This window comes from Nonomuraea sp. NPDC049400 (assembly GCF_044466425.1).
GTDB lineage: Bacteria > Actinomycetota > Actinomycetes > Streptosporangiales > Streptosporangiaceae > Nonomuraea.
This window is the reverse complement of the sequence record NZ_JBITMP010000006.1, coordinates 180,659-206,282: the sequence shown is the minus strand read 5'-3', so window position 1 is coordinate 206,282 and position 25,624 is coordinate 180,659. Positions and strand designations below refer to the sequence as shown.

Annotated in this window: 20 protein-coding genes; 18 read left to right on the top strand and 2 right to left on the bottom strand. The window is 71.7% G+C overall.

The window, feature by feature from the left end; translation table 11 throughout:
* Positions 1–18: 18 nt before the first annotated feature.
* A complete protein-coding gene (locus tag ACIBVN_RS10925; RefSeq protein WP_397134951.1) occupies positions 19–1,281 on the bottom strand; it encodes a DUF58 domain-containing protein in 1,263 nt (420 codons plus the stop codon).
* The gene (locus ACIBVN_RS10920; RefSeq protein ID WP_397134949.1) at positions 1,278–2,318 is read right to left on the bottom strand and encodes an AAA family ATPase; all 1,041 of its coding nucleotides are present in this window, start codon (positions 2,316–2,318) and stop codon (positions 1,278–1,280) included. The genes ACIBVN_RS10925 and ACIBVN_RS10920 overlap by 4 nt, the downstream gene beginning before the upstream one ends.
* Before the next feature lie 408 nt (positions 2,319–2,726).
* On the opposite strand from ACIBVN_RS10920, the gene mraZ reads away from it, so the two are divergent.
* The 18 genes from mraZ to ACIBVN_RS10830 all read left to right on the top strand — a co-directional run bounded on the left by mraZ (position 2,727) and on the right by ACIBVN_RS10830 (position 25,307).
* Complete coding sequence (mraZ, locus tag ACIBVN_RS10915) at positions 2,727–3,158, top strand: division/cell wall cluster transcriptional repressor MraZ (RefSeq protein WP_397134947.1); 432 nt, start codon at positions 2,727–2,729, stop codon at positions 3,156–3,158.
* Between the two features lie 195 nt (positions 3,159–3,353).
* Complete coding sequence (rsmH, locus tag ACIBVN_RS10910) at positions 3,354–4,343, top strand: 16S rRNA (cytosine(1402)-N(4))-methyltransferase RsmH (RefSeq protein ID WP_397134945.1); 990 nt, start codon at positions 3,354–3,356, stop codon at positions 4,341–4,343.
* Positions 4,333–5,004 (top strand): hypothetical protein, encoded by a 672-nt coding sequence (locus ACIBVN_RS10905; RefSeq protein ID WP_397134943.1) that lies wholly within the window; start codon positions 4,333–4,335, stop codon positions 5,002–5,004. Before rsmH ends, ACIBVN_RS10905 begins: the two co-directional genes overlap by 11 nt.
* Before the next feature lie 497 nt (positions 5,005–5,501).
* Positions 5,502–7,652, top strand: a complete 2,151-nt coding sequence (locus ACIBVN_RS10900; protein ID WP_397134941.1) for a penicillin-binding transpeptidase domain-containing protein — start codon at positions 5,502–5,504, stop codon at positions 7,650–7,652.
* A gap of 40 nt (positions 7,653–7,692) precedes the next feature.
* The gene (locus ACIBVN_RS10895; protein ID WP_397134939.1) at positions 7,693–9,231 is read left to right on the top strand and encodes a UDP-N-acetylmuramoyl-L-alanyl-D-glutamate--2,6-diaminopimelate ligase; all 1,539 of its coding nucleotides are present in this window, start codon (positions 7,693–7,695) and stop codon (positions 9,229–9,231) included.
* Entirely contained in the window at positions 9,231–11,243 is a 2,013-nt protein-coding gene (gene murF / locus ACIBVN_RS10890; protein WP_397134937.1) for a UDP-N-acetylmuramoyl-tripeptide--D-alanyl-D-alanine ligase, read from the top strand. The genes ACIBVN_RS10895 and murF overlap by 1 nt, the downstream gene beginning before the upstream one ends.
* Positions 11,240–12,298, top strand: coding sequence for a phospho-N-acetylmuramoyl-pentapeptide-transferase (gene mraY / locus ACIBVN_RS10885; protein ID WP_349447977.1), 1,059 nt, complete (start codon positions 11,240–11,242; stop codon positions 12,296–12,298). The genes murF and mraY overlap by 4 nt, the downstream gene beginning before the upstream one ends.
* The gene (gene murD / locus ACIBVN_RS10880) at positions 12,295–13,671 is read left to right on the top strand and encodes a UDP-N-acetylmuramoyl-L-alanine--D-glutamate ligase (protein ID WP_397134935.1); all 1,377 of its coding nucleotides are present in this window, start codon (positions 12,295–12,297) and stop codon (positions 13,669–13,671) included. Before mraY ends, murD begins: the two co-directional genes overlap by 4 nt.
* Entirely contained in the window at positions 13,655–14,929 is a 1,275-nt protein-coding gene (gene ftsW, locus ACIBVN_RS10875) for a putative lipid II flippase FtsW (protein ID WP_397134933.1), read from the top strand. Before murD ends, ftsW begins: the two co-directional genes overlap by 17 nt.
* Positions 14,930–14,941: 12 nt before the next feature.
* Positions 14,942–16,018, top strand: a complete 1,077-nt coding sequence (gene murG / locus ACIBVN_RS10870; RefSeq protein ID WP_397134931.1) for an undecaprenyldiphospho-muramoylpentapeptide beta-N-acetylglucosaminyltransferase — start codon at positions 14,942–14,944, stop codon at positions 16,016–16,018.
* Positions 16,015–17,415, top strand: a complete 1,401-nt coding sequence (murC, locus tag ACIBVN_RS10865) for a UDP-N-acetylmuramate--L-alanine ligase (protein ID WP_397134929.1) — start codon at positions 16,015–16,017, stop codon at positions 17,413–17,415. Before murG ends, murC begins: the two co-directional genes overlap by 4 nt.
* A 289-nt stretch (positions 17,416–17,704) precedes the next feature.
* The gene (locus ACIBVN_RS10860; protein WP_397134927.1) at positions 17,705–18,370 is read left to right on the top strand and encodes a cell division protein FtsQ/DivIB; all 666 of its coding nucleotides are present in this window, start codon (positions 17,705–17,707) and stop codon (positions 18,368–18,370) included.
* Between the two features lie 323 nt (positions 18,371–18,693).
* Positions 18,694–20,178 carry a cell division protein FtsZ gene (gene ftsZ, locus ACIBVN_RS10855; RefSeq protein ID WP_397134925.1) on the top strand — a complete coding sequence of 495 codons (1,485 nt, stop codon included), beginning with the start codon at positions 18,694–18,696 and terminating at the stop codon, positions 20,176–20,178.
* Positions 20,179–20,278: 100 nt separating this feature from the next.
* Positions 20,279–20,971 (top strand): YggS family pyridoxal phosphate-dependent enzyme, encoded by a 693-nt coding sequence (locus ACIBVN_RS10850; protein WP_397134923.1) that lies wholly within the window; start codon positions 20,279–20,281, stop codon positions 20,969–20,971.
* A gap of 139 nt (positions 20,972–21,110) precedes the next feature.
* On the top strand, positions 21,111–21,611 hold the full coding sequence (locus ACIBVN_RS10845) for a cell division protein SepF (RefSeq protein ID WP_397135308.1): 501 nt from the start codon (positions 21,111–21,113) through the stop codon (positions 21,609–21,611).
* Between the two features lie 80 nt (positions 21,612–21,691).
* The gene (locus tag ACIBVN_RS10840; protein ID WP_397134921.1) at positions 21,692–21,979 is read left to right on the top strand and encodes a YggT family protein; all 288 of its coding nucleotides are present in this window, start codon (positions 21,692–21,694) and stop codon (positions 21,977–21,979) included.
* A gap of 106 nt (positions 21,980–22,085) precedes the next feature.
* On the top strand, positions 22,086–22,961 hold the full coding sequence (locus ACIBVN_RS10835) for a DivIVA domain-containing protein (RefSeq protein ID WP_349447968.1): 876 nt from the start codon (positions 22,086–22,088) through the stop codon (positions 22,959–22,961).
* 42 nt (positions 22,962–23,003) lie between these two features.
* Positions 23,004–25,307, top strand: a complete 2,304-nt coding sequence (locus ACIBVN_RS10830) for a hypothetical protein (protein WP_397134918.1) — start codon at positions 23,004–23,006, stop codon at positions 25,305–25,307.
* Positions 25,308–25,624: the final 317 nt, after the last annotated feature.

Below are 25,624 nucleotides of genomic sequence, written 5' to 3'. Positions count from 1 at the left end.
TCATGCCGCGCCTCCCGCTCATGCCGCGCCTCCCGCCGGGTTGAGCGCGTACCGGCCGCGGTTGGCGGCGTCCTGCCAGACGGAGGCGATCGAGGTGCCCGCGGGCAGCCGCACGATGCGCCAGCCGTACCCGGCCAGGACCGTCTGAACGGCCTGGTGGTTCTCCGCGGCCGTCCGGTCGCCGCCGTCCCACGTGTTCACGTCGAGCAGGACCGCCACCCCGGTGATGCCGCTGTGCCTCAGCCTGGCCAGCTCCCTTGCCTCCTCCGGATCGAGATCGCCGAGCACGGCCACGATCAGCCCGTCGCCGCCGCCCTGGCGCAGAGCCGACACGCCCATCTCCAGCGAGCGGGCCGGGCTGTGCCGGATCACGGCCAGGGTGTCGAGCAGCGACCAGCTCAGGCCGGTGTCCGTCAGGTGCTCGGCGCCCTGGTCGGTCACCAGCCGCAGGCCGAGGCCCTCGCGGGCGAGGTGCACGCCGATCGAGGCCGCGGCCGAGACCGCCACCTCGAACGACGAGCGCGGGCCCTCACCGCGGTGCGCGTACCTGCGGGTGTCCAGCAGGAGCGCGCCGCGGCTCTGCCACTGCTGCTCCTCGCGGCGCACCATCAGCTCGCCGTGGCGGGCCGTCGAACGCCAGTGCACCCGCCGCAGGTCGTCGCCCTGCCGGTATTCGCGCGGCGCCACGTCGTCGTCGCCGGCCGCCGCCACACTCCTGGTACGGCTGTCGCCGCCGCCCGTCCACTCGCCCGACAGCCGTACGTGGGGAAGCGCCGCGACGTGCGGCGTCACCACCAGCGTGTCGCTGATCGTGAACGAACGGGTCAGCTCGACCAGCCCGAACGGGTCGGCGATGCGCACCGACAGCGGGCCGATCATGTAACGGCCGCGCAGGTCCGAGCGCACCCGGTAGTCGATCTCCCGCACGCCCCGGGACTCGACCCGGTCCAGCACGAACCGGGGCCGCACGCCCAGCGCGTAAGGAACGGTGTCCTCGATGAGCAGCAGGCCGGTCGGCAGCCTGGTGACGTTCTCCAGCCGCAGGGTCACGGTGGCCTCACCGCCCACCTCGGCCCTGGACGGGTCGAGGCGCCTGGCACAGCTCAGCCGGTAGCGCGTGCGCGCCGCCACCATCGCCGCGAGCAGCGGCAGCGCCGTCACCAACACCCCGATCCTGAACAGGTCGTTCTCGCCCAGGATGACGGCCATCAGCAGCGCCGCGATGCCGGAGGCGAGGAACGACCTGCCCCTGGAGGTCAGCGCCCGCAGCCCGGCTCTCATGACGCCCGTGTCTCCGGCACCGGCACGCGCCTGATGAGATCGGTCACCACCTGCTCGGGCAGGCGGCGCTGTCCCTGGGCCTCGACGCTGGGCAGCAGCCGGTGCGCGAGCACCGGGATGGCCAGGTCCTGCAGGTCGTCGGGGATGACGTAGTCGCGACCGGAGAGCGCGGCGTGTGCCCTGGCGGCCCGCACCAGCTGCAGCGTGGACCGGGGCGAGGCGCCCAGCCGCAGGTCGGGGGAGTGGCGGGTGGCCACGACGAGGTCGATGGCGTACTTCTTGACCGCCTGGGAGACGTACACGCCGCGTACGGCCTCGATCAGGGCGCGCACCTCGGCCGTCGTCGCCACCGGCTCCAGCTTGTCCAGCGGCGAGGTGCCGCCGTGCACGTCGAGCATCTCCAGCTCGGCGTGCGGCTCGGGGTAGCCCATCGCGATGCGGGCGGTGAAGCGGTCGCGCTGCGCCTCGGGAAGAGGATAGGTGCCCTCCATCTCGATGGGGTTCTGCGTGGCGATCACCATGAAGGGCGAGTCCAGCTCGTACGTCACCCCGTCCACGGTCACCTGGTGCTCCTCCATGCACTCGAGCAACGCGGACTGCGTCTTGGGGGAGGCGCGGTTGATCTCGTCGCCCACCACGATGTTCGCGAACACCGGGCCGGGCTTGAACTCGAACTCCCTGGTCTGCTGGTTGTACGCGCTGACCCCGGTGATGTCGCTGGGCAACAGGTCCGGGGTGAACTGCACGCGGCGCACCGGGCAGTCGATGGAGCGGGCGAGCGCCTTGGCCAGCATGGTCTTGCCGACCCCTGGCACGTCTTCGATCAGGAGGTGACCCTCCGCGAGCAGGACGGTGAGCGTGAGGCGCACGGCGTCGCTCTTGCCCTCGATCACCGACTCGATCGCGCTGCGGATCCGGTGAGCGGTGGAGACCAGCTCGTCGAGCTGGGGAGGGACATCATGGGTAACTGCCACCAGGCCTCCATGAGAGAAGTGCGACGGCTGTCCCGTACTGTGCCATTGCGGGAGCCATGCCATTCCTTTTCCATTGTGTGTACGACCCTACGACGCTGTGGGTTCTCGAGCGACATTTGTGGATATTCCAGGGGACCTTGGTGATGTTCCTGTTCTTGTCGCATAGCGGTGCGAATCTCGTGACACGACGCCCCGCTGGGCCCCCCACTTTCCCCCACCGAGGGCTTCGTGAAGGGGCCGAGCCCCTATTTCCACGCGCTTTTGAACCCTCGACACGCCCATGAGGGTTGACCGCCCGGTCGCCGCCCTCCACCCCGCTCCATCGCTCTGACCTGCGGTAACGCAACGGAAAGCAATGATGAAGACGGTTCGAATCAGTTGACGGTGGGGAGAAGTGGAGTATGGTGGTGCGCAGTGGAGGGCCCGGTGCACCAGCGCTGAGCGCTTCACGAGGCACGGGAGGTGGGGCCGGTGTTCCTCGGCACCCATCAACCGCGTCTGGACGACAAGGGACGGCTGTTCCTGCCGGCTAAGTACCGTGAGGAGCTGGCGGAGGGTCTTGTGATCACCAAAGGCCAGGAGCGATGCCTCTACGTCTTTCCCGTGGAGGAGTTCCAGCGCATTACCGAGGCTCTCAGCACCGCCCCGGTCACCGCCAAGGCGGTGCGTGACTACAGCCGCGTCTTCTTCGCCAGCGCGTCCGATGAGAAACCGGACAAGCAGGGGCGCATCACGATCCCGCAGAGCCTGCGTCAGTACGCGGGTTTGGCGCGTGACTGCGTGGTCATCGGGGCCAACACCCGGCTGGAGATCTGGGACGCGCAGGCCTGGGACACCTATCTCAGCGCACAGGAGCAGGCGTTCGCCGATCTGTCGGAGGAGGTGCTGCCAGGGATCTTGTAGGAGCCACGGTCGATCCGTCGGAGCTGTCGTTCGGCGAGGTCTCCACCCGCAACCACTGCTTGTCAGCTGATGCACCTTCCCCGGTGTCAGATGGCGGGCGTCCACGAAGAGGGTGCGGATGGGGACCTGGCCGGACGGCGCCGGGTGGGGACTCTGGAATGACCGGCGATCGATCTATACGCGTCATCCGCGAGCATGGACGCGAGAGGGGGGTTGGAGATGCAGGACAACGCTGGCACGGGTGGTCACGTTCCGGTGATGCTCGAGCGCGTTCTGGAGCTGCTCGGTCCCGCGCTGTCCGGCGCGTCACCGGTCGTCGTCGACGCCAACCTCGGTCTCGGTGGCCACTCGGAGGCTCTGCTCGCCACATTTCCGGAGCTGCACCTGATCGGGATCGACCGCGATCCTTTCGCGATCGACTTCTCGACTCGCAGGCTGAGCCCGTACGCAGACAGGATCACCCTGGTCCAGGCCTCCTCCGGCGACCTGGCCGAGGTGCTCGCCCGCGCGGGGCGCACCACGGTCAACGGAGTGCTGTTCGACCTGGGGGTCTCCTCGCCGCAGCTCGACGAGGCGGAGCGCGGGTTCGCCTATTCCTACGACGCGCCGCTCGACATGCGGATGGACACCGGGCAGGAGCTGACGGCGGAGAGGGTGGTCAACACCTACTCCGCGGCGGAGTTGACCCGCATCCTGCGTGACTACGGCGAGGAACGATTCGCTCCGCGTGTCGCGGCCCTGATCATTAAGGAACGGGCTAAAGAGGCAATAACCTCGACCAAGCGGCTTGCGGACATCGTGCGCGAGGCGATTCCCGCCGCGACCCGGCGCACCGGGGGAAACCCCGCCAAGAGGACTTTCCAGGCGCTGCGCATTGAGGTGAACGCCGAGCTTTCCGCCCTGGAGGCGGCGCTCCCGGCGGCACTCGACGCGCTGGCGCTCGGTGGGCGAGTCGTCGTGCTCTCCTACCACTCACTGGAGGACCGGCTCACCAAGCAGGCCCTCACGGCGCGAACCAGGGACACCAGCCCCCCCGGGCTGCCCGTCCCGCTGCCGGCTCACCAGCCGAGGTTCCGCCTGCTGACGAGGGGAGCCGAGCTCCCAAGCGAAGAAGAGCTCGCCCGCAACCCGCGGGCGGCCTCGGCCCGGCTACGGGCGGCAGAGAGGATCCGTGTTGACGACTGAGCAGGAGACCGGCCGGGGTGCGCCCGTCCGCCGCGCAGTGCCCACGCCGGGGCCCAAGCAGGGGCTCAAGACGGGCGCGCGCCGGCTCGGGGCGCCGCACCAGTCCAAGCCGCGGCCCCGTCCTGACGAGACCAAGCTGTCGGCCGCCGAGCGGGCGCGCCTCGACCTCGACGGCAAGCGGTCCGGCGCCGAGCGGGCACGTACGAACGGCGCGAGCGTACGGACGGATGCCTCGACGCGCGCGCGCACGGACCTCGGCGAGAAGCGGCCGGCCACTGAGCGGGCGCGTCCCGCCGCGGGCACCCGGCCCGGCCAGCCGGACGCGCAGGTCAGGCGGCCGGCGCTGCGACGGCGTCCCGCCCGGCGGCAGCGCGCGCCGTTCGTGCTGCTCGTCGTCGGCCTGCTCTGCGGTGGCCTGGTGAGCCTGCTGCTGCTCAACACCATGCTCGCCAAGGACGCCATCACCGACGCCAACCTGCGCGACCAGATCGCGGTGGCGCGCCGGGAGAACGAGCAGATCCAGCAGCGCTACGAGCTCAGAAACCAGCCCAACGTCATCGCCGAGATGGCCGAGAACCAGGGCTGGAAGAAGGACTGGGACAAGGTCGACAGCTGGACCGGCGATGACGACCCGGCGGGCCAGGCGGACACGGAACGGTGAGGGATTCAGGCGGCAGGGGGCAGGGCCCCGGCCGCGGCGCTGGCGGCGCCGGCTCTCAAGGAGGGCCCGGCGCCGCTCGTCGTACGCCCGGCGGCCCGGGACGGGGAGGGCGTCAAGGGGGTTCGGCCCGTTCTGACGGGACCCGTTCTGATGGGTCGGGGCGCCCGGCGTCGCCGGAGAACCCGCCGCGCCAGCCGCGCAAGCGCCCACAGGACCCTCTCGACCTGCCCTTCGGCCATGATGACGAGCCCCGCGGGCGTTCGCCGCGCGACTCCGGCGACGACGCGCGCGGCCGCCCTCCCAGGGACGACGCCTCGCCCAGGGACGACGCCGACCGCGCCGATCAAGGGCGTTCCGGCCGTTCGCCGCGGGGCGCCGCCGACCGGGGCGATCAGGGCCGTTCGGGCCGCTCCCGCTCCGGCGGCTCCGGTGGCGCGCGCCAAGGGGGCCAGGACCGTGGCCGGCAGGGTGGCGCGGCGGGCCGTTCCCGTGGCGAGGTGCCCCGCGCCCGCTCGCGCGGCGAGGCCGACCGCGGCACCCGCAGGCCCCCGCACGACGAGGACAACCGGCCGAGAAGCCGTAACCTGCGCGGCGGTGACGAGGACGACCGGCCGAGGGGGCGGGCCGGGCAGGGGCGTGATGAGGGCGATCGTCCAAGGGGGCGTGCTCCCCAAGGACGCGATGACGCCGATCGGCTCCGAGGGCGCGACGAGCGGGTGCGCGGCAGGCCGGAGGACGACCTCCGGAGCCGGGGCAGAGACGAAGGGGCTCGGCGTACCCAGGCGGGCGGCCCCAGGCCGCAGGCCAGGCCGGAGCCGGCGCGCGGCCGCGAGCCGGGAGCCGTGCGCCGCGGCGGGGACGTGCCGCCCCCCAGAGGGCCGCGCAGGCCGCCGCCGCGACCGCCCAGGCCGCCACTCGTGCTGCGGCTGGGCAACCCGCGCAGGCGCATCAACATCGGCCTGATCGGCATGACGTTCATCCTGTCGATCTTCGCCGGGCGGCTGATCCAGATGCAGGGTCTCGACTCCAAGGTGTACGAGGCCGCGGCGGTGGGCCAGCGCACGCACACCGAGGAGATCCCCGCCAAACGCGGCTCGATCACCGACGTCAACGGCCACGGGCTGGCCGTCACCGTCGAGGCCCGTGAGCTGTCGATCGACCCCTCCAAGGTGCTCCCCGAGAAGCGCGCGGAGGTGACCAAGCTCCTGGCGCAGCAGCTCGGGAAGAGCGAGCAGGAGATCGCCGCGAAGCTGGCCAGGACGAACACCCGATACCAGCGCCTGGCCACGGACGTCGACCCCGTCGTGGCCGGCCGCCTGCTGCAGGCCCGCGTGCCCGCGCTGTCGGCGAAGAAGACGTACCGCAGGCTCTATCCTGCGGGCGACCTGGCGGGCAGCCTGATCGGGTTCGTCGGCGACGAGGGCGACGGCCTCGGCGGCATGGAGCAGGCCAAGAACAAACTGCTGGCCGGCCGCGACGGCGAGCAGCGCGTCGAGACAGGCCGCGACGGCCTGCGCATCCCGATGACCAGCAGCCAGCACACCGCCCCCGTGAACGGGCAGGACGTGCGGCTGACCATCGACCGCGACATCCAGTGGGCCGCCCAGGAGTCCATCGCCGAGCAGGTCAAGAAGGCCGGCGCCGACAGCGGCACGGTGATCGTCATGGACGTGCGGACCGCCCAGATCGTCGCCATGGCCAACGCCCCCGAGCTCGACCTGAACAACTGGCGCAAGGCCCCCGCCTCGGCCTACATCAACAAGGCCGCCGCCGACGTGTTCGAGCCGGGCAGCACCAACAAGGTGATCACGGCGGCCGCCGCGATCGAGGCCGGCGAGGTGACGCCCGGCACAGTGTTCCGGGTCCCCGACCGGATCAGGTGCGCCGACCAGGTGCTGCGCGACGCGCACGCGCACAAGGTCGAGACGTTGACCTTCCGCCAGGCGGTGGCCGAGTCCAGCAACGTGGCCACGATCATGGCCGCGCGCAAGGTCGGCAGTGAGCGCCTCTACCGGATGCTGAAGGCGTTCGGGTTCGGCACGACGCCCGGCGGCGGCGTGCCGAGCGCGGAGGCGGGCCTGCTGCCCGACTACAAGAACTGGTCGGGCAGCCAGCACTGCACCGTCGCCTACGGGCAGGGCGTGTCGGTGACCGCGCTGCAGATGGCCAGCGTCTACCAGACCATCGCCAACGGCGGCGTCAAGGTCGAGCCGCAGATCGTCGCCGGTGCGACGGACGCGTCCGGCAGGTTCGTTCCCGCTCCCCCAGGTAAGCAGACCAGGGTGGTGAGCGCGACGACGGCCAAGGAGATCACGACGATGCTGGAGGCAGCGGTGAGCGCGGAGGGCACGGGACTGCTCGCCGCCATCCCCGGTTACCGGGTGGCGGGCAAGACGGGCACGGCCAACCGCTACGATGCGGAGCTCGGCCGTTACAAGGGCTACACGGCCTCGTTCGTCGGGTTCGCGCCCGCCGACCAGCCCCGGCTGGTCGTGCTGTCGGTGCTGCAGAACCCGAAGAACGGCCACTTCGGCGGGCAGCTGGCGGCCCCCGTGTTCAAGGATGTGATGACGTTCGCCATCAAGAGCAAGAAGATTCCTCCCACAGGCTCCACCGCGCCGCCAGTGCGGACGCGCGCGGGACAGTGAGCAGGGAAGGTACGCTCTCGCCGTGCGTCCCCCGTCGTCTATGCGTCCCACGACCAGCCAGCCCCGTCCGCTGACCGGGCTCGCGACCATGCTCGATGCCGACTCAGGCTCGTCCCGGTCGCCTCATGCCGCCCTGACCGGCGTCACCATCGACTCCCGCAACGTCAGGCGCGGAGACCTCTACGTGGCCCTGCCCGGCAACCAGGCCCACGGCGCCGACTTCGCCGCCGACGCGATGGCGAAGGGGGCCGTGGCCGTGCTCACCGACCGCGACGGCCGCGAGGCGGCCGTCGCCACCGGGCTTCCCGTGCTGGTCGTGCCCGACCCGCGTGCCCTGCTCGGGCAGATCTCCTCCTGGGTGTACGGGCAGCCGGCCCACGACATCCAGATCCTCGGCGTCACCGGCACCAGCGGCAAGTCCACCACCACGTTCATGATCGAGGCGGGCCTGCGGGCCGCCGGCCACACGTCGGGCCTGGTGGGCGGCGTCGAGATCCACGCGGGCGACGTGCGCTTCCAGCCCACGCTCACCACGCCGGAGGCGTCGGAGCTGCACGGCCTGTTCGCCCTGATGCGCGAGGAGGGCGTCAGCGCGGCCGTCATGGAGGTCTCCAGCCACGCGCTCGCCCTCGGCAGGGTCGACGGGATCTACTACGACGTCGCCCTGTTCACCAACCTCTCCCAGGACCACCTCGACTTCCACAAGGACTTCGAGGACTACTTCGCGACCAAGGTGCGGCTGTTCCAGCCGGAGCTGAGCCGGGTCGGCGTGACCAACATCGACGACCGCTACGGGCGGGAGCTGCTCGACCTGGCCAAGGTGCCGATGACCACGTTCTCGGCGCTGGGCGACCCGGAGGCCGAGTGGCGGGCGCTGGACGCCAGGCTGGGCGCGGACGGCAGCGCGTTCAGGGTGGTGGGTCCCGGCGGGGTCGAGGCGGACGCGCAGATCGCGCTGCCGGGCCCGTTCAACGTCGCCAACGCGCTCGGCGCCATCGTCACCCTCGTCGAGGCCGGTGTGCCGCTGCAGGCCGCCGTGCACGGCGTCGGGACGCTCACCGGCGTTCCCGGGCGCATGCAGCGGATCACGGCCGCGGACGACGAGTTCCAGGCCGTCGTGGACTACTCACACAAACCCGGCGCCGTGGAGTCGGTGCTGCGCTCGCTGCGGTCCGTCACGGCGGGCACGCTGACGATCGTGCTCGGCTGCGGCGGCGACCGTGACAAGGGCAAACGGCCTATCATGGGCGAACTCGCCGCTCGCCTGGCGGATGTGGCCATCTTCACGAGCGACAATCCGCGCTCGGAGGACCCGCTCGCCATCCTCGCGACGATGACGGAAGGAGCGCTCCGCGTTCCGCAGCACGACCGCGCTCATGTGATCATTGAGCCCGACCGCGCGGCCGCCATCGACCTGGCGATCGCCCGGGCCGGGCGCGGCGACGTGGTCGTCGTGGCCGGCAAGGGTCACGAGCAGGGCCAGTACGTTTCAGGCGAAGTGATCCCCTTCGACGACCGCGAGGTGGTCGCCGAGTCGATCGCCGCACGCAAGGAAAGCACGGAAAGCAGGAAGCACTGATGATCCCGTTGCCTCTGGCCAGGATCGCCGAGATAACCTCGGGCGCCCTGTCGGGCATGGCCGATCCCCGCGCGGTGGTGCGCGGGCCCGTCGTGATCGACTCGCGGGCCGTCGAACCGGGATCGTTGTTCGTCGCCTTCGAGGGAGCGCGGGTCGACGGCCACGACTACGCCGCGCAGGCGATCAGGGCCGGAGCCGTCGCCGTGCTGGCCACCAGGCCGGTCGACGTCCCCTCGGTGATCGTGCCCGACGCCGCCGCCGCGCTGGCCGAGTTGGCCGCCGCCCAGGTGGCGTCGCTGCCCAAGGTCACCGTGATCGGCGTGACCGGCTCGGCGGGGAAGACCACGACCAAGGACCTCCTGGCCAAGCTCACCGCCCGGGTCGGGCCCACCATCGCCCCCGTCGGCAGCTTCAACAACGAGCTCGGCCATCCGCTGACCGTGCTGCGGGCCGACCTCGACACCCGCTTCATGGTGCTGGAGCTGGCCGCGCGCAACATCGGCCACATCAAGGACCTGACCCGCATCGCGCCGCCGCAGATCGGCGTGGTGCTCAACGTCGGCACCGCGCACCTCGGCGTGTTCGGCGGCAAGGAGGCCATCGCCAAGGCCAAGGGCGAGCTGGTGGAGTCGCTGCCGCGCACCGGCGTGGCCGTGCTGAACGCCGACGACCCGTTGGTGCGGGCCATGGCCTCGCGCACGGAAGCGCGCGTCACGTACTTCGGGCGCGCCGAGTCCGCCTCCATCCGGGCCGAGAACGTCTCGGTCGACGCCCGGGGGCGGGCCTCGTTCACGCTGCGCACGCCCTCGGGGGCCGCGCCCGTGTCGCTCAAGCTGTACGGCGAGCACGCGGTCGAGAACGCCCTGGCCGCCGCGGCGGCCGGTTACGAGCTGGGCCTGCCGGTGGCCACCATCGCCGCGGAGCTGTCGGAGGCCACGCCGCGCAGCCGGTGGCGGATGGAGGTCACGGACCGGGCCGACGGGGTCACGGTCGTCAACGACGCGTACAACGCCAATCCGGACTCGATGCGGGCCGCCTTCGAGGCGTTCGCGGTGCTGGGGCGGGGGCGGCGGCGCTTCGCCGTCATCGCGGCGCTGCGGGAGCTGGGCGAGGACGGGCCCGCGCTCAACGCCGAGCTGGGCCGGCTGGCCGGCGGCTCCGGGCTCGCGGGGCTGATTGTGGCGGGTCCCGACGCGGGGCCCGTACTGGAAGGCGCACGCGCGGCCGCGGCGCAGGCCCAGGCCGCGGCCCAGGCGTCACTGGACGCGCAGGCGGCGGCCAACGCCGCGGCCGGACTCCCGCCCGCTTCCGGACCGCAGGTGCCGGGACCGTCCGCCTCGGGACCGCAGGTGCCGGGACCGCACGCCTCCGGAGGGCCTCTGGGCCCTGCCGGGCCGCTGCCCCCCGGCCCCCATCAGGGCGCGCCACAGGGCTGGCACGGGCCCGTCCCCGAGCAAGGGGCACCGCAGCCCGGCCGGCAGGGGACTGACGCCGCCGCGCCGCAAGGCTGGCAGGCGCCGGGCGCCGCGCCACAGGGCTGGCAGGCGCCGGATGGCGGCAGCGCGCCGCAGGAGTGGCACGGTGGCGGGCAGGGCGGGCCTCAGCTCGCGTGGCAGGGGAACGAAGCCGCCGCCCAGCAAGGGTGGCATGCGCCTGCGGCCGGTGGGCCCCAGGCGGGTGGACCCGTGGCCGGTCAGCCTCCGGCCGGTGGGCCGGCGGCCGGGCAGCCGCCGATGGGGGGAGCCGCGCCCGGTCAGCCGCCGGCGCCGCCGGTGGGCGGGCCCGTCGTGGGAGGAGCGCCGGTCGGTGGATCTCCCAGCGGGGGACAGCCGGGGGCCGGGGCCGCGTATCCTGCGCAGGCGATGCGAATTGTGCATGTGCCCGATGCCGAGGCGGCCGCCGCCGAGCTGGGCGGATGGTTGCGTCCTGGAGACGCTGTGCTGGTGAAGGGACCGAGAGCCATGGGACTGGAACGGACGGCCGAGCTGCTGCTCGGAGGTGCCGCCCAGTGACCGAGATCATCATCGCCGGTGCGGTGGGCCTGATCCTCTCGATGCTGGGCACCCCGCTGGCGATCAGGCTGTTCTCGCGGCGCGGCTACGGCCAGGAGATCCGCGAGGAGGGCGTGCAGGCCCACCTCGGCAAGCGGGGCACCCCCACGATGGGCGGCATCGTGTTCGTGCTGGCCGCGCTGCTCGCCTACGGCGCCTCCCACCTGGCCACCTTCGCCGCGCCCACCGTGTCGGGCATGCTGGTGCTGTTCCTGATGACCGGGCTCGGCGCGGTCGGGTTCCTCGACGACTTCATCAAGATCTACAAGCAGCGCAGCCTCGGCCTCCGCAGCGGCGCCAAGGCGCTCGGCCAGCTCGTCATCGGCGCGGTCTTCGCGTTCCTGGTGGTGCGCCAGCCGAACGTCTACGGCATCACCCCCGCCGAGACCCGCGTGTCGTTCCTGCGGGACATCGGCCCGTCGATCGGCATCGTCGGCTTCACCATCTGGGTGCTCTTCATGATCGTCGGGTTCTCCAACGCGGTGAACCTCACCGACGGTCTCGACGGCCTGGCCAGCGGCGCGACCGGCGTCGTGCTCGCCGCGTACGTGCTGATCGGCAACTGGCAGCTCCGCAACAACTGCATCGACCAGCTCGGACCCAACTGCTACTGGGTGCGAGACCCCCTCGACCTGGCGGTGGTGGCCGCGGCCGTGCTGGGGTCGCTGATCGGGTTCCTGTGGTGGAACGCCCCGCCCGCGCGCATCTTCATGGGTGACACCGGCTCGCTGGCGCTGGGCGGCGTGCTGGCCGGGCTGGCCATCGCCACCCGTACCCAGCTCCTGCTGATCATCCTCGCCGGCCTGTGCGTGATCATCACACTGTCGGTGATCATCCAGGTCGGGTCCTTCAAAATGACCGGGAAACGGGTGTTCAGGATGGCGCCGCTGCAGCACCACTTCGAGCTGAAGGGCTGGGCGGAGACCACGATCGTGGTCAGGTTCTGGCTGATCGCGATGCTCTGCTCGGCACTCGGCCTCGGGCTGTTCTACGTCGAGTGGATGCCGAGGCCATGAGCGTGACGTGCGTGGCCGGGCTCGGCGTCTCCGGCACCGCCGTGGCCAGGGTCCTGGCCGAGCGCGGCGAGCGGGTCGTGGTCGTGGAGGCGACGGAGGGCGAGCGGCAGCTCGCCGCGGCCGCCGAGCTGGCCACGGTGGGGGTGGAGACCCGCTTCGGGGCGATGGAGGTGCCGGAAGGGGCGACGCGGCTGGTCACCACCGGCTGGGCGCCGCACCACCCGCTGATCGCCGCCGCGCTCGGCGCGGGCGTCGAGGTGGTGGGCGAGGTCGAGCTGGCCTGGCGGCTGCGGCCCGCGCAGGCGGCGCCATGGCTCGCGCTGACCGGCACCAACGGCAAGACCACCGCCGTGCGCATGCTCACCTCGATCCTGCTCGCCGCCGGCCGCAAGGCCCTGGCCGTCGGGAACGTGGGCGTCCCCGTGGTGCGTGCCGTCGCCGAACCGTACGACGTGCTGGCCGTCGAGCTGTCCAGCTTCCAGCTCCACTGGTCGAGCACGCTGGCCCCGCACGCCGCGGCCATCCTCAACGTGGCCCCCGACCACCTCGACTGGCACGGCTCCATGGAGGAGTACGCCGCCGCCAAGGGCCGCATCTACGAGCGGGCCAAGACCGTGATCTACAACGCCGACGATCCCGAGGCGACCAGGCTGGCCGCGCCCTATCCGGGAGCGGTCGGGTTCACGCTGCGGGTGCCCAGGCGGGGTGAGCTCGGCGTGGTGGAGGACCTGCTGGTCGACCGGGCGTTCGTGGCCGATCCCGTGGAGGCGGCCGAGGAGCTGGCGACGCTGGAGGACGTGCGTCCCTTCGCGCCGCACAACGTCGCCAACGCCCTGGCAGCCGCTGCCCTGGCCCGCTCGCTCGGCGTCCCTTCCGAGGCGGTACGCCAGGGACTGCGGGACTTCGTGCCCGACCCCCACCGCCTCGCCCACGTCGACCGGATCGGCGACGTCGACTACGTCGACGACTCCAAGGCGACCAACCCGCATGCCGCCGCCGCGGCGCTGGCCTCGTACCCCTCGATCGTGTGGGTGGCGGGCGGCCAGCTCAAGGGCGCCGACGTCGACGAGCTGGTGCGCCAGGCGGCCCCCAGGCTGCGCGGCGCGGTGCTGCTGGGCGCCGATCGCGCGGCGATCGCGGAAGCCATCGCGCGACACGCGCCGAATGTCCCCGTCGTGGACATCGCCGATCGGGACACTGGTGCGATGGAAAGAGTCGTCACCGAAGCCGCCCGGCTGGCCTCGCCCGGGGACACCGTGCTGCTCTCCCCGGCGGGGGCCTCCCTTGACATGTTCGCCAACTATCCGGCGCGGGGGGAGGCCTTCGCGCACGCCGTACGTGAGCTGAGGCGGCGACGTGAGCACGGGCGGTGAGAAGCCGCGCGGCGACGAGGGGCCGGGCAGCTGGGTACGCGAGCAGCTCGGCGCGCTGAAGGAGCTGCTCGACAAGCCGCTGACCACGTACTACCTGATCATCATGTGCAGCGCGCTGCTGCTCGCGCTCGGCCTGATGATGGTGCTGTCGGCCTCCAGCGTCGAGGCGCTGCAGAAGACCGGCAGCCCGTTCTCGTGGTTCTTCAAGCAGTCGATGTCGGCCGCCGTGGGCCTGCCGCTGATGTGGGCCTGCTCGCGGCTGCCGGTCAAGTTCTTCCGGTGGGCGGGCTATCCCATGATGGCGCTGTCGATTCTGGCGCTGGTCATGGTGCTGTTCATCGGCTCGTCCGAGCTGGGCGCGCAGCGGTGGATCTACGTCGGCCCGTTCACCCTCCAGCCGTCCGAGCCGGCCAAGCTCGGGCTCGTGCTGTGGGGCGCCGACCTGCTGGCCAGGAGGGCGCGACAGGGCCGCATCGAGTGGCGGCAGATGCTGATCCCGCTCATGCCCGGCACCGCGATCCTGGCCGTCATGGTCATGCTCGGGCGCGACCTGGGCACCACGCTGGTGCTGTTCATGATCTTCCTGGCGCTGCTGTGGGTCGTGGGGGCGCCGATAAAGCTGTTCGGCGGCCTCATGGCGCTCGCGGTGCTCGCCGCGATCATCATGATCAAGGTGGAGCCGTACCGGATGAAGCGCATCGGGGCCTACCTCAACCCGTGGGCCGACGCGCAGAACGCCGGATACCAGGCCGTGCAGGGGCAGATCGCGATGGGCTCGGGCGGCTGGTTCGGGCTCGGACTCGGCGCCAGCCGGCAGAAGTGGAGCTGGCTGCCGCACGGCGAGAGCGACTTCATCTTCGCCATCCTCGGCGAGGAGCTCGGGCTGATGGGCACGCTGCTGGTGGTGGCGCTGTTCGGGCTGCTCGGCTACGCGGGGCTGCGGGTCGCCGTCCGCGTCAACGACGCCTTCACCAGGCTCACCGCCGCCGCCATGGTGGCCTGGATCGTCGGGCAGGCGACCGTCAACATGGGCGCCGTGCTCGGCGTCCTGCCGATCACCGGCATCCCGCTGCCGCTGGTCTCGTACGGCGGCTCATCGCTGCTGCCCACGCTCGCCGCGCTCGGCATGCTGCTGTCGTTCGCCAAACGCGAGCCAGGCGCGCGAGAAGCCTTGGCAGCTCGTGGCCCCGGGCCGGCCGCCAGGGGCCTAAGCTGGCTTGGCCTGGGGGCTACGACCAGAGGCCGAGTGACACGTTAGGGAGTGACCGAGATGAGGGTGGTCCTCGCCGGTGGGGGGACGGCCGGGCACATCGAGCCCGCGCTCGCCCTTGCGGACGCGCTGCGCCATCTTGACCGGGGCGCCGGCATCACCTGCATGGGCACGGAGCGCGGCCTGGAGACCCGGCTCGTCCCCGCCAGGGGCTACGAGCTGGCGCTGGTGCCGGCCGTGCCGCTGCCAAGGGCGATCACTCCGAGCCTGCTCACCGTGCCAGGGAGGCTGGCAGGTGCGATCAACGCGGCGGCCGGCATACTCGACCGCGCCGAGGCCGACGTCCTCGTCGGCTTCGGCGGCTACGTCGCGACCCCTGCCTACCTGGCGGCCAAGCGGCGCGGCGTGCCGATCGTCGTGCATGAGGCCAATCCGCGCCCCGGGCTGGCCAATCGGCTCGGCGCCCGGCTCACCGACCACGTCTTCACCGGCTTCCCCGACACCACGCTGTCCAAGGCCGAATACATCGGCACCCCGATCCGCCGCGAGATCGTCAACCTCGACCGGCTGTCCATGGGCGACAAGGCGCGCTCCTGGTTCGGGCTGGAGAACGACCGGCCGACGTTGCTGGTGTTCGGCGGCTCGCAGGGGGCCAGGTCGCTCAACGAGGCCGCGCTCGGCGCCGCCCCCGTGCTGCGCAGGGCGGGGGTGCAGGTGCTCCACGTGCTCGGCCCGAACAACACCGTCGATCGCGAGCCCCCGCCGGGCGACCCGCAGTACGTGCTGCTGCCCTACGTCGACCGCATGGACCTCGCCTACGCCGCCGCCGACTTCGTGCTGTGCCGCGCCGGCGCGCTGACGTGCGCGGAGCTGACCGCGGTCGGGCTGCCCGCCGCGTACGTGCCGCTGCCGCACGGCAACGGCGAGCAGGCCATCAACGCCGGGCGCATCGCCCAGGGCGGCGGCGGCCTGATGGTCGACGACGCCGACCTGTCACCCGAATGGATCATTCACAACGTGCTGCCCATCCTCCGCGATCCCGAGCGGGTCGTCGCCATGTCAGGGGCGGCGTCCAGACTGGGACGCAAGGACGCCGATATCATGCTCGCCAGGAAAGTGTTGGAGATAGCCCGATGAGTCTCGTCAAGCTGGTCGATCCCGTCGCCGTAGCGGACCTGGGGCGGGTGCACTTCATCGGCATCGGCGGCGCAGGCATGTCGGGCATCGCCCGCATCCTGCTCAAACGCGGCGTGCGGGTGTCGGGCAGCGACGCGCGCAGCTCAGAGCAGATCACCGAGCTGCGCGAGCTGGGCGCCACCGTCCACATCGGCCATGCCGCGTCGCACGTGCGAGACGTCGACACCGTGGTCGTCTCGACCGCCATCCGCGACTCCAACCCCGAGCTGGGCGAGGCGCTCAAGCAGGGGCTGCGGATCATCCCGCGGGCCGCCGCGCTGGCCTCCGTCATGGCCGGGCGCACCGCCGTGGCCATCGCGGGCACCCACGGCAAGACCACCACCACCTCGATGCTGACCGTGGCGCTGCAGAAGTGCGGGGCCGACCCGTCCTACTGCGTGGGCGGCCAGCTCGTCACCACCGGGCTCGGCGCCGACGACGGCGAAGGCCAGGTGTTCGTGGCCGAGGCCGACGAGAGCGACGGCTCGTTCCTCATGCTGGCGCCCGACATCGCCGTGGTGACCAACGTCGAGGCCGACCATCTCGACAACTACGGCGACCCGCGGGCCGTGCACGACAGCTTCGCCAGGTTCGCCGAGCGGGTCGGCTCGCTGCTCATCGCCTGTGCCGACGACCCGGGCGCGGCCGAGCTGGCTCGCCGGGCGCGCGAGCGGGGGCTGCGGGTCACGACGTACGGCGTGCAGGGCGAGGACTACCGCGTGAGCGGGATCAGGCCCGACGGGTTCGGCACGGTCTTCTACATCGAGGGCAGGGGCGACGTGCGGCTGGCCGTCCCCGGCGCGCACAACGCGCTCAACGCCACCGCGGTGATCGCCGTGGCCGATGAGCTGGGGCTGCCGTTCGAGGAGATCAGGCAGGGCCTCGGCGCCTTCACGGGGGCCAAGCGGCGCTTCGAGGCCAAGGGGGAGGCCGGCGGCATCGCCGTGTTCGACAGCTACGCGCACCACCCGACCGAGCTGACCGCCGACCTGAAGGCTGCCCGCGACGTGGTCGCCTCCTACTCCGGCGACGGCCGGGTCATCGCGGTCTTCCAGCCGCACCTCTACTCGCGCACCCGGTTCTTCGCCGACGAGTTCGGCGCGGCGCTCGGGCTGGCCGACGAGGCCATCGTGCTCGACGTCTACGGGGCGCGCGAGGATCCCGAGCCTGGGGTCTCCGGGGCGCTGGTGGCCGGGCGGGTGCCGCTGCCTCCCGAGCGGGTCGCGTACGCGCCGGACCGGGCCGCGGTCCCCGCGCTGGTGGCCGAGCGGGCGCGGCCCGGCGACATCGTGCTGACCATGGGCGCGGGCGACGTCACGGAGCTCGGACCGCAGATCGTGGCCCGTCTCTCCTCCTGACCGGCGGGAGAGTCTCCGCCCCGCCGCGAGGGCCCTTGGGGGGCGTTCATCTGGCCCCGGAAGGACCGCGACCCGGGACGGCGGGTGCGTTGCCGTCCTGCCGTGCGGGCTGGGGTCCCCTGGGGAGGGGATGCGCGCGGTGTGGTGGCGAGAGGGTCTCGATCCCGCTGAGGTCCCTTGGGGGGGCGATGAGGGCGGGCTTGCCGCCGTTTGGGCGTGGCGTGCGGTGTTGCGACGTGCGTCGGCGTAGGTTCTGTGCCGACGCGCATGGGCCGGCATGGGGAGGGCGATGAAGGCGCGGACGGCGTTCCTGGTGCTGCTCACGGCGGGAGTGGTGGGCTCGGCCGCCTGGCTGGTGTTCTTCTCGCCCGTCCTGGGCGTGCGCTCGATCGAGATCGTGGGAAATCTCACAGTGCCGAGCGAGCGCATCAAGCAGCAGGCCGGCGTGGCCGACCTCCACCCTCTCGCCACCGTGAACCTCGCCGACGTCGAGGGCCGCGTCCTGGGCATCAGACAGCTCGCCAGCGCCAAGGTGGACCGGGTCTGGCCGGGCACGCTCAAGATCGAGGTGGTCGAGCGCGAGCCCGTCGCCGCGATCCCCGCGGGCGGCAAGTTCGCGATCGTCGACAAGCAGGGCGTGGTGATCGAGGTCAAGTCCGCGGCGCCGCCCATGCTGCCGGTGCTCAAGGTCGACACGCCCGCGGCGGACGACCCGGCCATGAAGGCGGCGATCCAGGTGATCCAGGCGGTTCCTGACGAGGTGGCACCCAAGATCAGGGAGGTGCGCGCGGGAACGGCCGAGGGCGTGACCTTGAAGCTGTCGGACGGGCGGACCGTCATCTGGGGCGGCGCCGACCGGCCCGAGGAGAAGGGCCGCATCCTGACTTCGCTGCTCAAACGGGAGAAAGCCACGGTGTACGACGTCAGCTCACCGGATGTGGTGACGCTGAAGTGATCAAGAGTGGGCAAGTCCGCGGCAAGGCATGGCCGAGCTTGTGCGAGGTGGGGGTCACGGCGTGAGAGCCTTAAGTCGTACGTCGGGCGGAGGAGCCCCCGACCAGGCGCGACTTCGGAGCGAAACGGACAGCCCGCGACACGCCGGACGTGCTTGCGGCGCGGTTAGTTGACCCGCCAGGCAGGGGACTCCTACTGTCCGTATCAATCCTCAGGTTGACATAAATCTAAATCTCAACCTGAGGTTGAGAGTTATCCGAAGAGACAAAAGCGGAGACAATCCGCACCGAAATGGCAAGTCAACGAGCGGAAAGGCCCCTCGTCGTGGCAGCACCGCAGAACTACCTCGCGGTCATCAAGGTCGTCGGCATCGGCGGCGGCGGAGTCAACGCCGTCAACCGGATGATCGAAGAGGGACTCAAGGGCGTCGAGTTCATCGCGATAAACACCGACGCCCAGGCGCTGCTGATGAGTGACGCCGATGTGAAACTCGACGTGGGCCGCGAGCTCACGCGCGGATTGGGCGCCGGCGCCAACCCCGACGTGGGGCGCAAGGCGGCCGAGGACCACCGTGAGGAGATCGAGGAGGTCCTCAAGGGGGCCGACATGGTCTTCGTCACGGCAGGCGAGGGCGGCGGCACCGGCACGGGCGGCGCGCCCGTCGTCGCCAACATCGCCAGGTCGCTCGGCGCGCTGACCATCGGCGTGGTGACCAGGCCGTTCAGCTTCGAGGGCCGGCGCAGGGCCATGCAGGCCGAAGCCGGCATCGAGACGCTGCGCGACGAGGTCGACACGCTGATTGTGATCCCCAACGACCGGCTGCTGTCGATCTCCGACCGGCAGGTGAGCGTGCTCGACGCGTTCAAGGCGGCCGACCAGGTGCTGCTCTCGGGTGTCCAGGGCATCACCGACCTGATCACCACTCCCGGTCTGATCAACCTCGACTTCGCCGACGTCAAGTCGGTCATGTCGGGCGCCGGCTCGGCGCTCATGGGCATCGGCCACGCCCGCGGCGACGACCGCTCGGTGGCGGCGGCCGAGATGGCGGTCTCCAGCCCGCTGCTGGAGGCCAGCATCGACGGCGCCCACGGCGTGCTGCTGTCGATCGCGGGCGGCTCCGACCTGGGCCTGTTCGAGATCAACGAGGCCGCGCAGCTCGTGTCCATGGCCGCCGCGCCCGACGCCAACATCATCTTCGGTACGGTCATCGACGACGCGCTCGGCGACGAGGTGCGCGTGACGGTGATCGCGGCCGGCTTCGACGACGTGCCGCCGCCGGTGGACAAGCAGGTGCCCCGCCCGGCGAGCCGCCCCGCCCAGCCCGCCGCGCCACCCGTGTCGTCGCCTGTGCGGCCGAGCGTCGCCTCCCCCAGCGTGAAGTCGGAGCAGCCCGCCGTGCGCCCTGAGCCGCGCGCTGAGGTGCGTCCGGAGCCGCGCGGGGACTTCAGGCCCGAGCCGCGCCCCGAGTTCCGCCCTGAGCCCCGTCCTGAGCCGCGTGCCGAGTTCAGAGCGGAGCCCCGCCCCGAGCCGCGCGCCGAGTTCAGGCCCGAGCCGCGTCCTGAGCCCCGCCCAGAGCCGCCGCGCCCCGAGCCGGTGCGGCCGGTGGAGCCGGCGCAGGTCGCCGAGCCCGTGGACGCCGAGCCCGCCGCCGAGGAGCCGTCCGGCCCCGTCTCGATCCCCCGGCCCACGCCCGAGCCCGCCAATCCGCCCACGCCCATCACCTCCCGCATGTCGGAGCCCGCCAAACGTCCTAGGGTGATCTTCGAGGACCAGGAAGAGGAGCTCGACGTCCCCGACTTCCTCAAATAGCCCGGCCGCCTGACGCCGCTCCCCGGCAGGATCCGGGAGCGGCGCCGTCGTGTGCGGGAAGGCGTACCCTGGGCCGGCCTGTAGTGAAAGGGAGACTCACGTGAGAAGGGACGAGATCGCGGCCGGGCTCGCCGAGGTCGACGCGCGCATCGCGGCGGCCTGCCACGCGGTGGGGCGCGACCGCGGAGAGGTCACGCTGGTCGCCGTCACGAAGACCCGTCCGGCCGAGGACGTGCGGATCCTGGCCGAGCTGGGCGTGCGTGACATCGGCGAAAACCGCGACCAGGAGGCCGCGGCCAAGGCGCAGGAGCTCGCGGGGCTCTCGCTGACCTGGCATTTCGTCGGCCAGCTCCAGACGAACAAGGTCCGCTCCGTCGTCTCGTACGCCGACGTGATCCACTCGGTGGACCGCCTGCGGCTGGTGGAGGCGATCAGCGGGGAGGCGGTGCGCCAGGGCCGCAGGATCGGCTGCCTGATCCAGGTCGCGCTCGACGACGACCCGGCCAGGGGTGGCGCCCGGCCCGCCGACGTGCTCGAGCTGGCCGACGAGGTGGCCCTGGCCGAGGGCGTGTGGCTCGGGGGCGTCATGGCGGTGGCGCCGCTGCACGAGGAGCCCGCCAAGGCGTTCGCCAGACTGCGCGACGTGGCCACGCGCCTGGAGGAGCAGCACCCGCGTGCCACGATGATTTCGGCCGGAATGAGCGAAGACCTCACGGAAGCCATCGCGTACGGCGCGACACACGTGCGGATCGGTACGGCGTTGCTCGGTCGCCGCAAGCCCTTCGTCAGGTAATGTCCCCCCAAGTGGGTCTTCAGGCTCACGACCAAGTAGAGGTCGATCAGCGGTGAGCTCCAAGGGGGTACGGCTACCGCCTCGGGCTCCGGCGACGGACCCGAGCGAGTGCGACCAGGAGCAGGAGGACGACGTAGCGATGGCCGGCGCGATGCGCAAGATGGCGGTCTACCTCGGTCTCGTGGAGGACGACCGCTACGAGAGATATGAGACGTACACGGACGACTACCCCTACGAGGACGAGGGGCAGCGAGCCGGCGAGGAGCGGCCCGTGGCGGTCCAGGACCGCGACGACGAGCCCGAAGCGGGAGTGCCCGCGCCGAGACCCGCTGCGGCCGTCCTGGAGCGTCGCACGACCGATCTGGCCCGCATCACGACCCTCCATCCGCGTACGTACAACGAGGCGCGTACCATCGGTGAGCACTTCCGCGACGGCACCCCGGTCATCATGAACCTGACAGAGATGGTTGACAGCGACGCCAAGCGGCTTGTCGATTTCGCGGCAGGTCTGGTCTTTGGCCTACATGGCAGCATTGAACGTGTTACCAACAAGGTGTTCCTGTTGTCCCCTGCCAATGTCGAGGTGACCGCTGAGGACAAGGCCCGAATCGCGGAGCGCGGGTTCTTCAACCAGAGTTAGAGTCTCTGTATGTCTATCGCACCCAACCAGGTCTCGCCGAGGCCGGGAGGGCACATCAGAAGTGGAGGCGCGGCCGGGCCGTGGGGATCGTAAGCCAGATCTTGGTCGTAGTCCTGTCTCTCTACCTGGTGCTGCTCATAGGTAGGATGATCTTCGAGACGGTGCAGGCTTTCGCCCGCCAGTGGCGCCCATCCGGTGTCATCCTGGTGCTGGCCGAGGCCACCTACACCGCAACCGACCCACCACTCAAGTTCCTCCGCCGTTTCATTCCTCCGCTCCGGTTGGGTACGGTGGCCTTTGACCTAAGCTTCACTGTCCTGTTCATCGTCGTGCTGCTCCTGATCCAGATCGCCGGAGCGCTGCGATGACCGGGCCGGTGTCGCGCCGGTCGTGTTCAAACTCGTGTCCGCGCTGAAGTGATTCGGGTTACCGTCCCTCCGGACAGACTCCAAAGCGCGCCAAGGAGACCAAAAAATGCCGCTGACGCCCGCTGATGTGCGGAACAAGCAGTTCAGTACCACCCGGCTGCGGCCGGGCTACGACGAGGAAGAGGTCGATGCCTTCCTCGACGAGGTGGAGGCTGAGCTGGACCGTCTGATCCAAGAGAACGAGGAGCTCCGCGCGAAGCTGGCCGAGTGCCTGCGCGGGAAGGTGCCGGGCGGCATGAACATGCCCATGGCCTCTGCCCCGGTCCAGGAGCAGCCCAAGCCCGAGATGATGGCTCCGCCCCCGCAGCCGGAGCCCATGCGTGCCCCCGAGCCGCCCCCCGTGCAGCAGCCGGTGCCCGTGGCCATGAACATGCCTCCCGCCGAGGACAACATGGACACCGCGGCCCGCGTGCTCGCGCTCGCCCAGCAGACCGCCGACCAGGCGATCTCCGACGCCCGCCGGGAGGCGGACGAGACGGTCACCCGCGCCCGCCGCGAGGCCGACGAGATCCTCACCAAGGCGCGCCGCCAGGCCGAGCAGGTCATCGGCGACGCCCGTGCCCGCGCCGAGACGCTCGAGCGCGACGCGCAGGAGCGCCACCGCCAGGCGATGGGCTCGCTGGTGCAGACCCGCGACGAGCTCGAGCGCAAGGTCGAGGAGCTGCGCAGCTTCGAGCGCGAATACCGCAGCAGGCTCAAGCTCTACCTGGAAAACCAGCTCGCCGAGCTCAACGTCTCCGCAGAGGGCAGCGGTGGGTTCCCGGTGATGTCCGGTGGTCCGCAGGGTCAGGCTCCCGCCATGTCGCACGCCGTGTCGCAGAGCGGCCAGCAGCCTCTTCCCGGTGGTCCCAGCCCGTTCGGCGGCGAGGCTCCGCAGGGCGCCTTTCCCGGCGGTGACGGTCCTCACAACGACCGCCGGTAAAGTAACGGGTCACTAGGACCTGTCACTCGAAAGAGCTCCCCTGTGATCCTTATCAGTGCTGGTTTGGTGCTCGCGGCAGTCGTGTTGCTGATCGCGGGCTTCGTACTGGCTAAGCCGTTCCTGATCATGTGGTCCATCGTGGTCAGCGTGCTGTCCGCGCTGTTCCTCGTGATCGGGGCGTTCCTGCGGCGAAACGAGCTTTTTCCCGGTGGTGGGCAGGCCGCTGCGCCGGCCACCCCACCGAAAGGGCTCATGCCGCCGGGCATGCCGTACACCCAGACCGGCCCTACGGTCACCCAGGCCGGCCCCACGGCTCACCATCAGCCTCCGAGGCCACAACCGCATCCGCAGACGCCGCAGCGGACGGCGACCGTTCCCGCCGCTCCGCGCCGCCCCGCGGCGAGCGGCATCTCCCCGGATGCGATCGTGCTGGTGATCCCCGGACGCAAGCGTTACCACGTGTCCGGCTGCCGGCAGCTGAGTGGCCGGGACAGCGAGGAGCTCACCTACGAGGAGGCACGCGAGGAGGGCTTCACGCCCTGCACGACGTGCCTGCCTGACGCAGCGCTCGGCGGACGGCAGCTGCCGCCTGCCGCCGACCCCGAGCCCGTCGTCGCACCCGGCCCCGCCGCCACGGCGGAGAGCCGGGCGGAAAACTCCGCGGAGACCCGCGACGTACGTCCGCCGGTCGCCCCGCCGAAGCCCGAGAAGAAGGCTTCCACCCCCACCCCGGAGCCTGCCGCCACCGACGAGGAAGGCGCCACCGGGTGGTTCGGCCGCCCCTCCACCTCCGCCGCCGCCGAACCTGACGAGGATCAGGCGGAGAAGCAGACTTCTTATTTCCGGCCGCCGTCCGCCGCGCGCAGGCCCGGCTCGACGCCGCCCCGCCCCGCTTCCGGACCCTCTTCCGCGGGCGGCCCCGCCAAGGACGCGCCCGCCAAGGGCACATCGCCGTCGAGCGGGGCCTCTGCCGGCGCCCCTGCTCCGGGTGGACGCTCCACGGATGCGCCCTCTTCCGGGTCGCCCGCCAAGCCCTCGGCGTCGCCTGCCAAGCCTTCCGCGTCGCCTGCCACGGACGAGCCCGCTCGGGGCGCTTCGGGCGCTTCGGGCAAGAGCGGAGCGCCGGCGGGCAAGCCGTCGCAGCGAGCCGCCACGCCCGAGCAGCCCGGGAACAAGCCCGGTGCATCCACCGGCGCACCCCGGCCGTCCGGGACGAAACCGGGACAGCCCTCTGCCGCGGCCGATGAGGACGACTCCTCGGGGCCCGCCACGGCGCCGCAGCCGCGCGTGCCCTCTTCGGCGGTGCCGGCACGTCCAGGTGCCCAGGGTGGGGCGTCCGGGCCGTCACAGCGTCCTTCTGGGGCCGCCAAGGGGTCCGCCACGACCGGGGAGAGTGCGGTGGTGCCCGAGCGGCCCGCGTCCTCGGCCGAGTCGGAGGCCAAGCCCAAGGGCCCGCTTCCCCCCGGCTCCGCCACGACCGCGAGATCACCCGAGGGACGCCCTTCCGGTACGGGCCCGGCCGCCAAGCCGGCGGCGACGGGAAAGACCAGCCCCGAACGGCCGCCCGCCACGGGCGCGAGCACGGGACGCCCGCCCGGCGCGGGTTCGGGCCGTCCATCCGGCACAGGTTCCGAGCGGCCGCCTGCCGCGAGCCCGGAACAACCGCCTGCGACTCCGTCCAAGACCGGTGGCCGGCCGCCCAAGGCGACGGGCGCACCCGGTGCGGCCGGATCAGGCAGTGCGGGTCCGAAGCCCGGATCCTCCGGCCCACGCTCCGACGGCGACACGTCCGGCACGGACGCTCCCAAGACCGCAGCGGCCAAGCCGTCCGCCCTCAAGGGGGACACGCCCGATGCCGGCGCCGGCAAGGGCGGGGCGTCCAGAGGAGAGGGGACCGGCGCGGCATCCAAGTCCGGTGCCTCGCCCGCGCCTAAGACGGGTGCTTCGGCCGTTCCTGAGGCAGGCGCTTCGGTTGCGCCTAAGACGGGTGCTTCGGCTGCTTCCAAGACGGGTGCGTCCGCCCCGCCAAAGACGGGCGCCGCCACCGCGCCGAAGGCCGATGCTTCGGCCGCGCCCAAGACCGGCGCCGCCAAGCCTGAGGCCCCCGGATCCGCCAAGGGCGGTGACGAGCCCACCGGCCCTGCGGGCGCCGGGGCAGGAGGCAAGGGCGGGCGCACTGAGATGGTGAAGGTCATCGTCGGCACCCGCCGCTACCACAGCACCGCCTGCCCGTTGATCAGGGGTGCGGGGGAGACGGGCGTGGAGACGATGACGCTGGCCGCAGCCGAGGCGGCCGGGCTGACGAGCTGCTCGGTCTGCCAGCACGACCGCGAGACGGTGAGCTGAGAGCTGCCACGAGGCGGTGAGGTGAGAGCCACCGCGAGGCGGTGAGCCAAACCGGTCGTCGCTCCGTTCCGAGCACCGACCGGCGCGTCGACGTCCCCCTGTGGGCGCGCGGCCGGTCAACCGACCCGGGCGCGGTGGGCGCTGCGCGGGGCCATGCGGCATACGCAGGGCCATGCGCGGCCTACGCAGCGCGTTGGGGAGCGGAGCCGAGTGTGCGGTGGGTGTGTGCGGCCATGTGCGGCCTGACGCAGGACGGGCTGCGGTGTGACAGGGTTGCAGTGACCCCTGCGTGGCCATATTGGCGCTTGAGGCCAGCC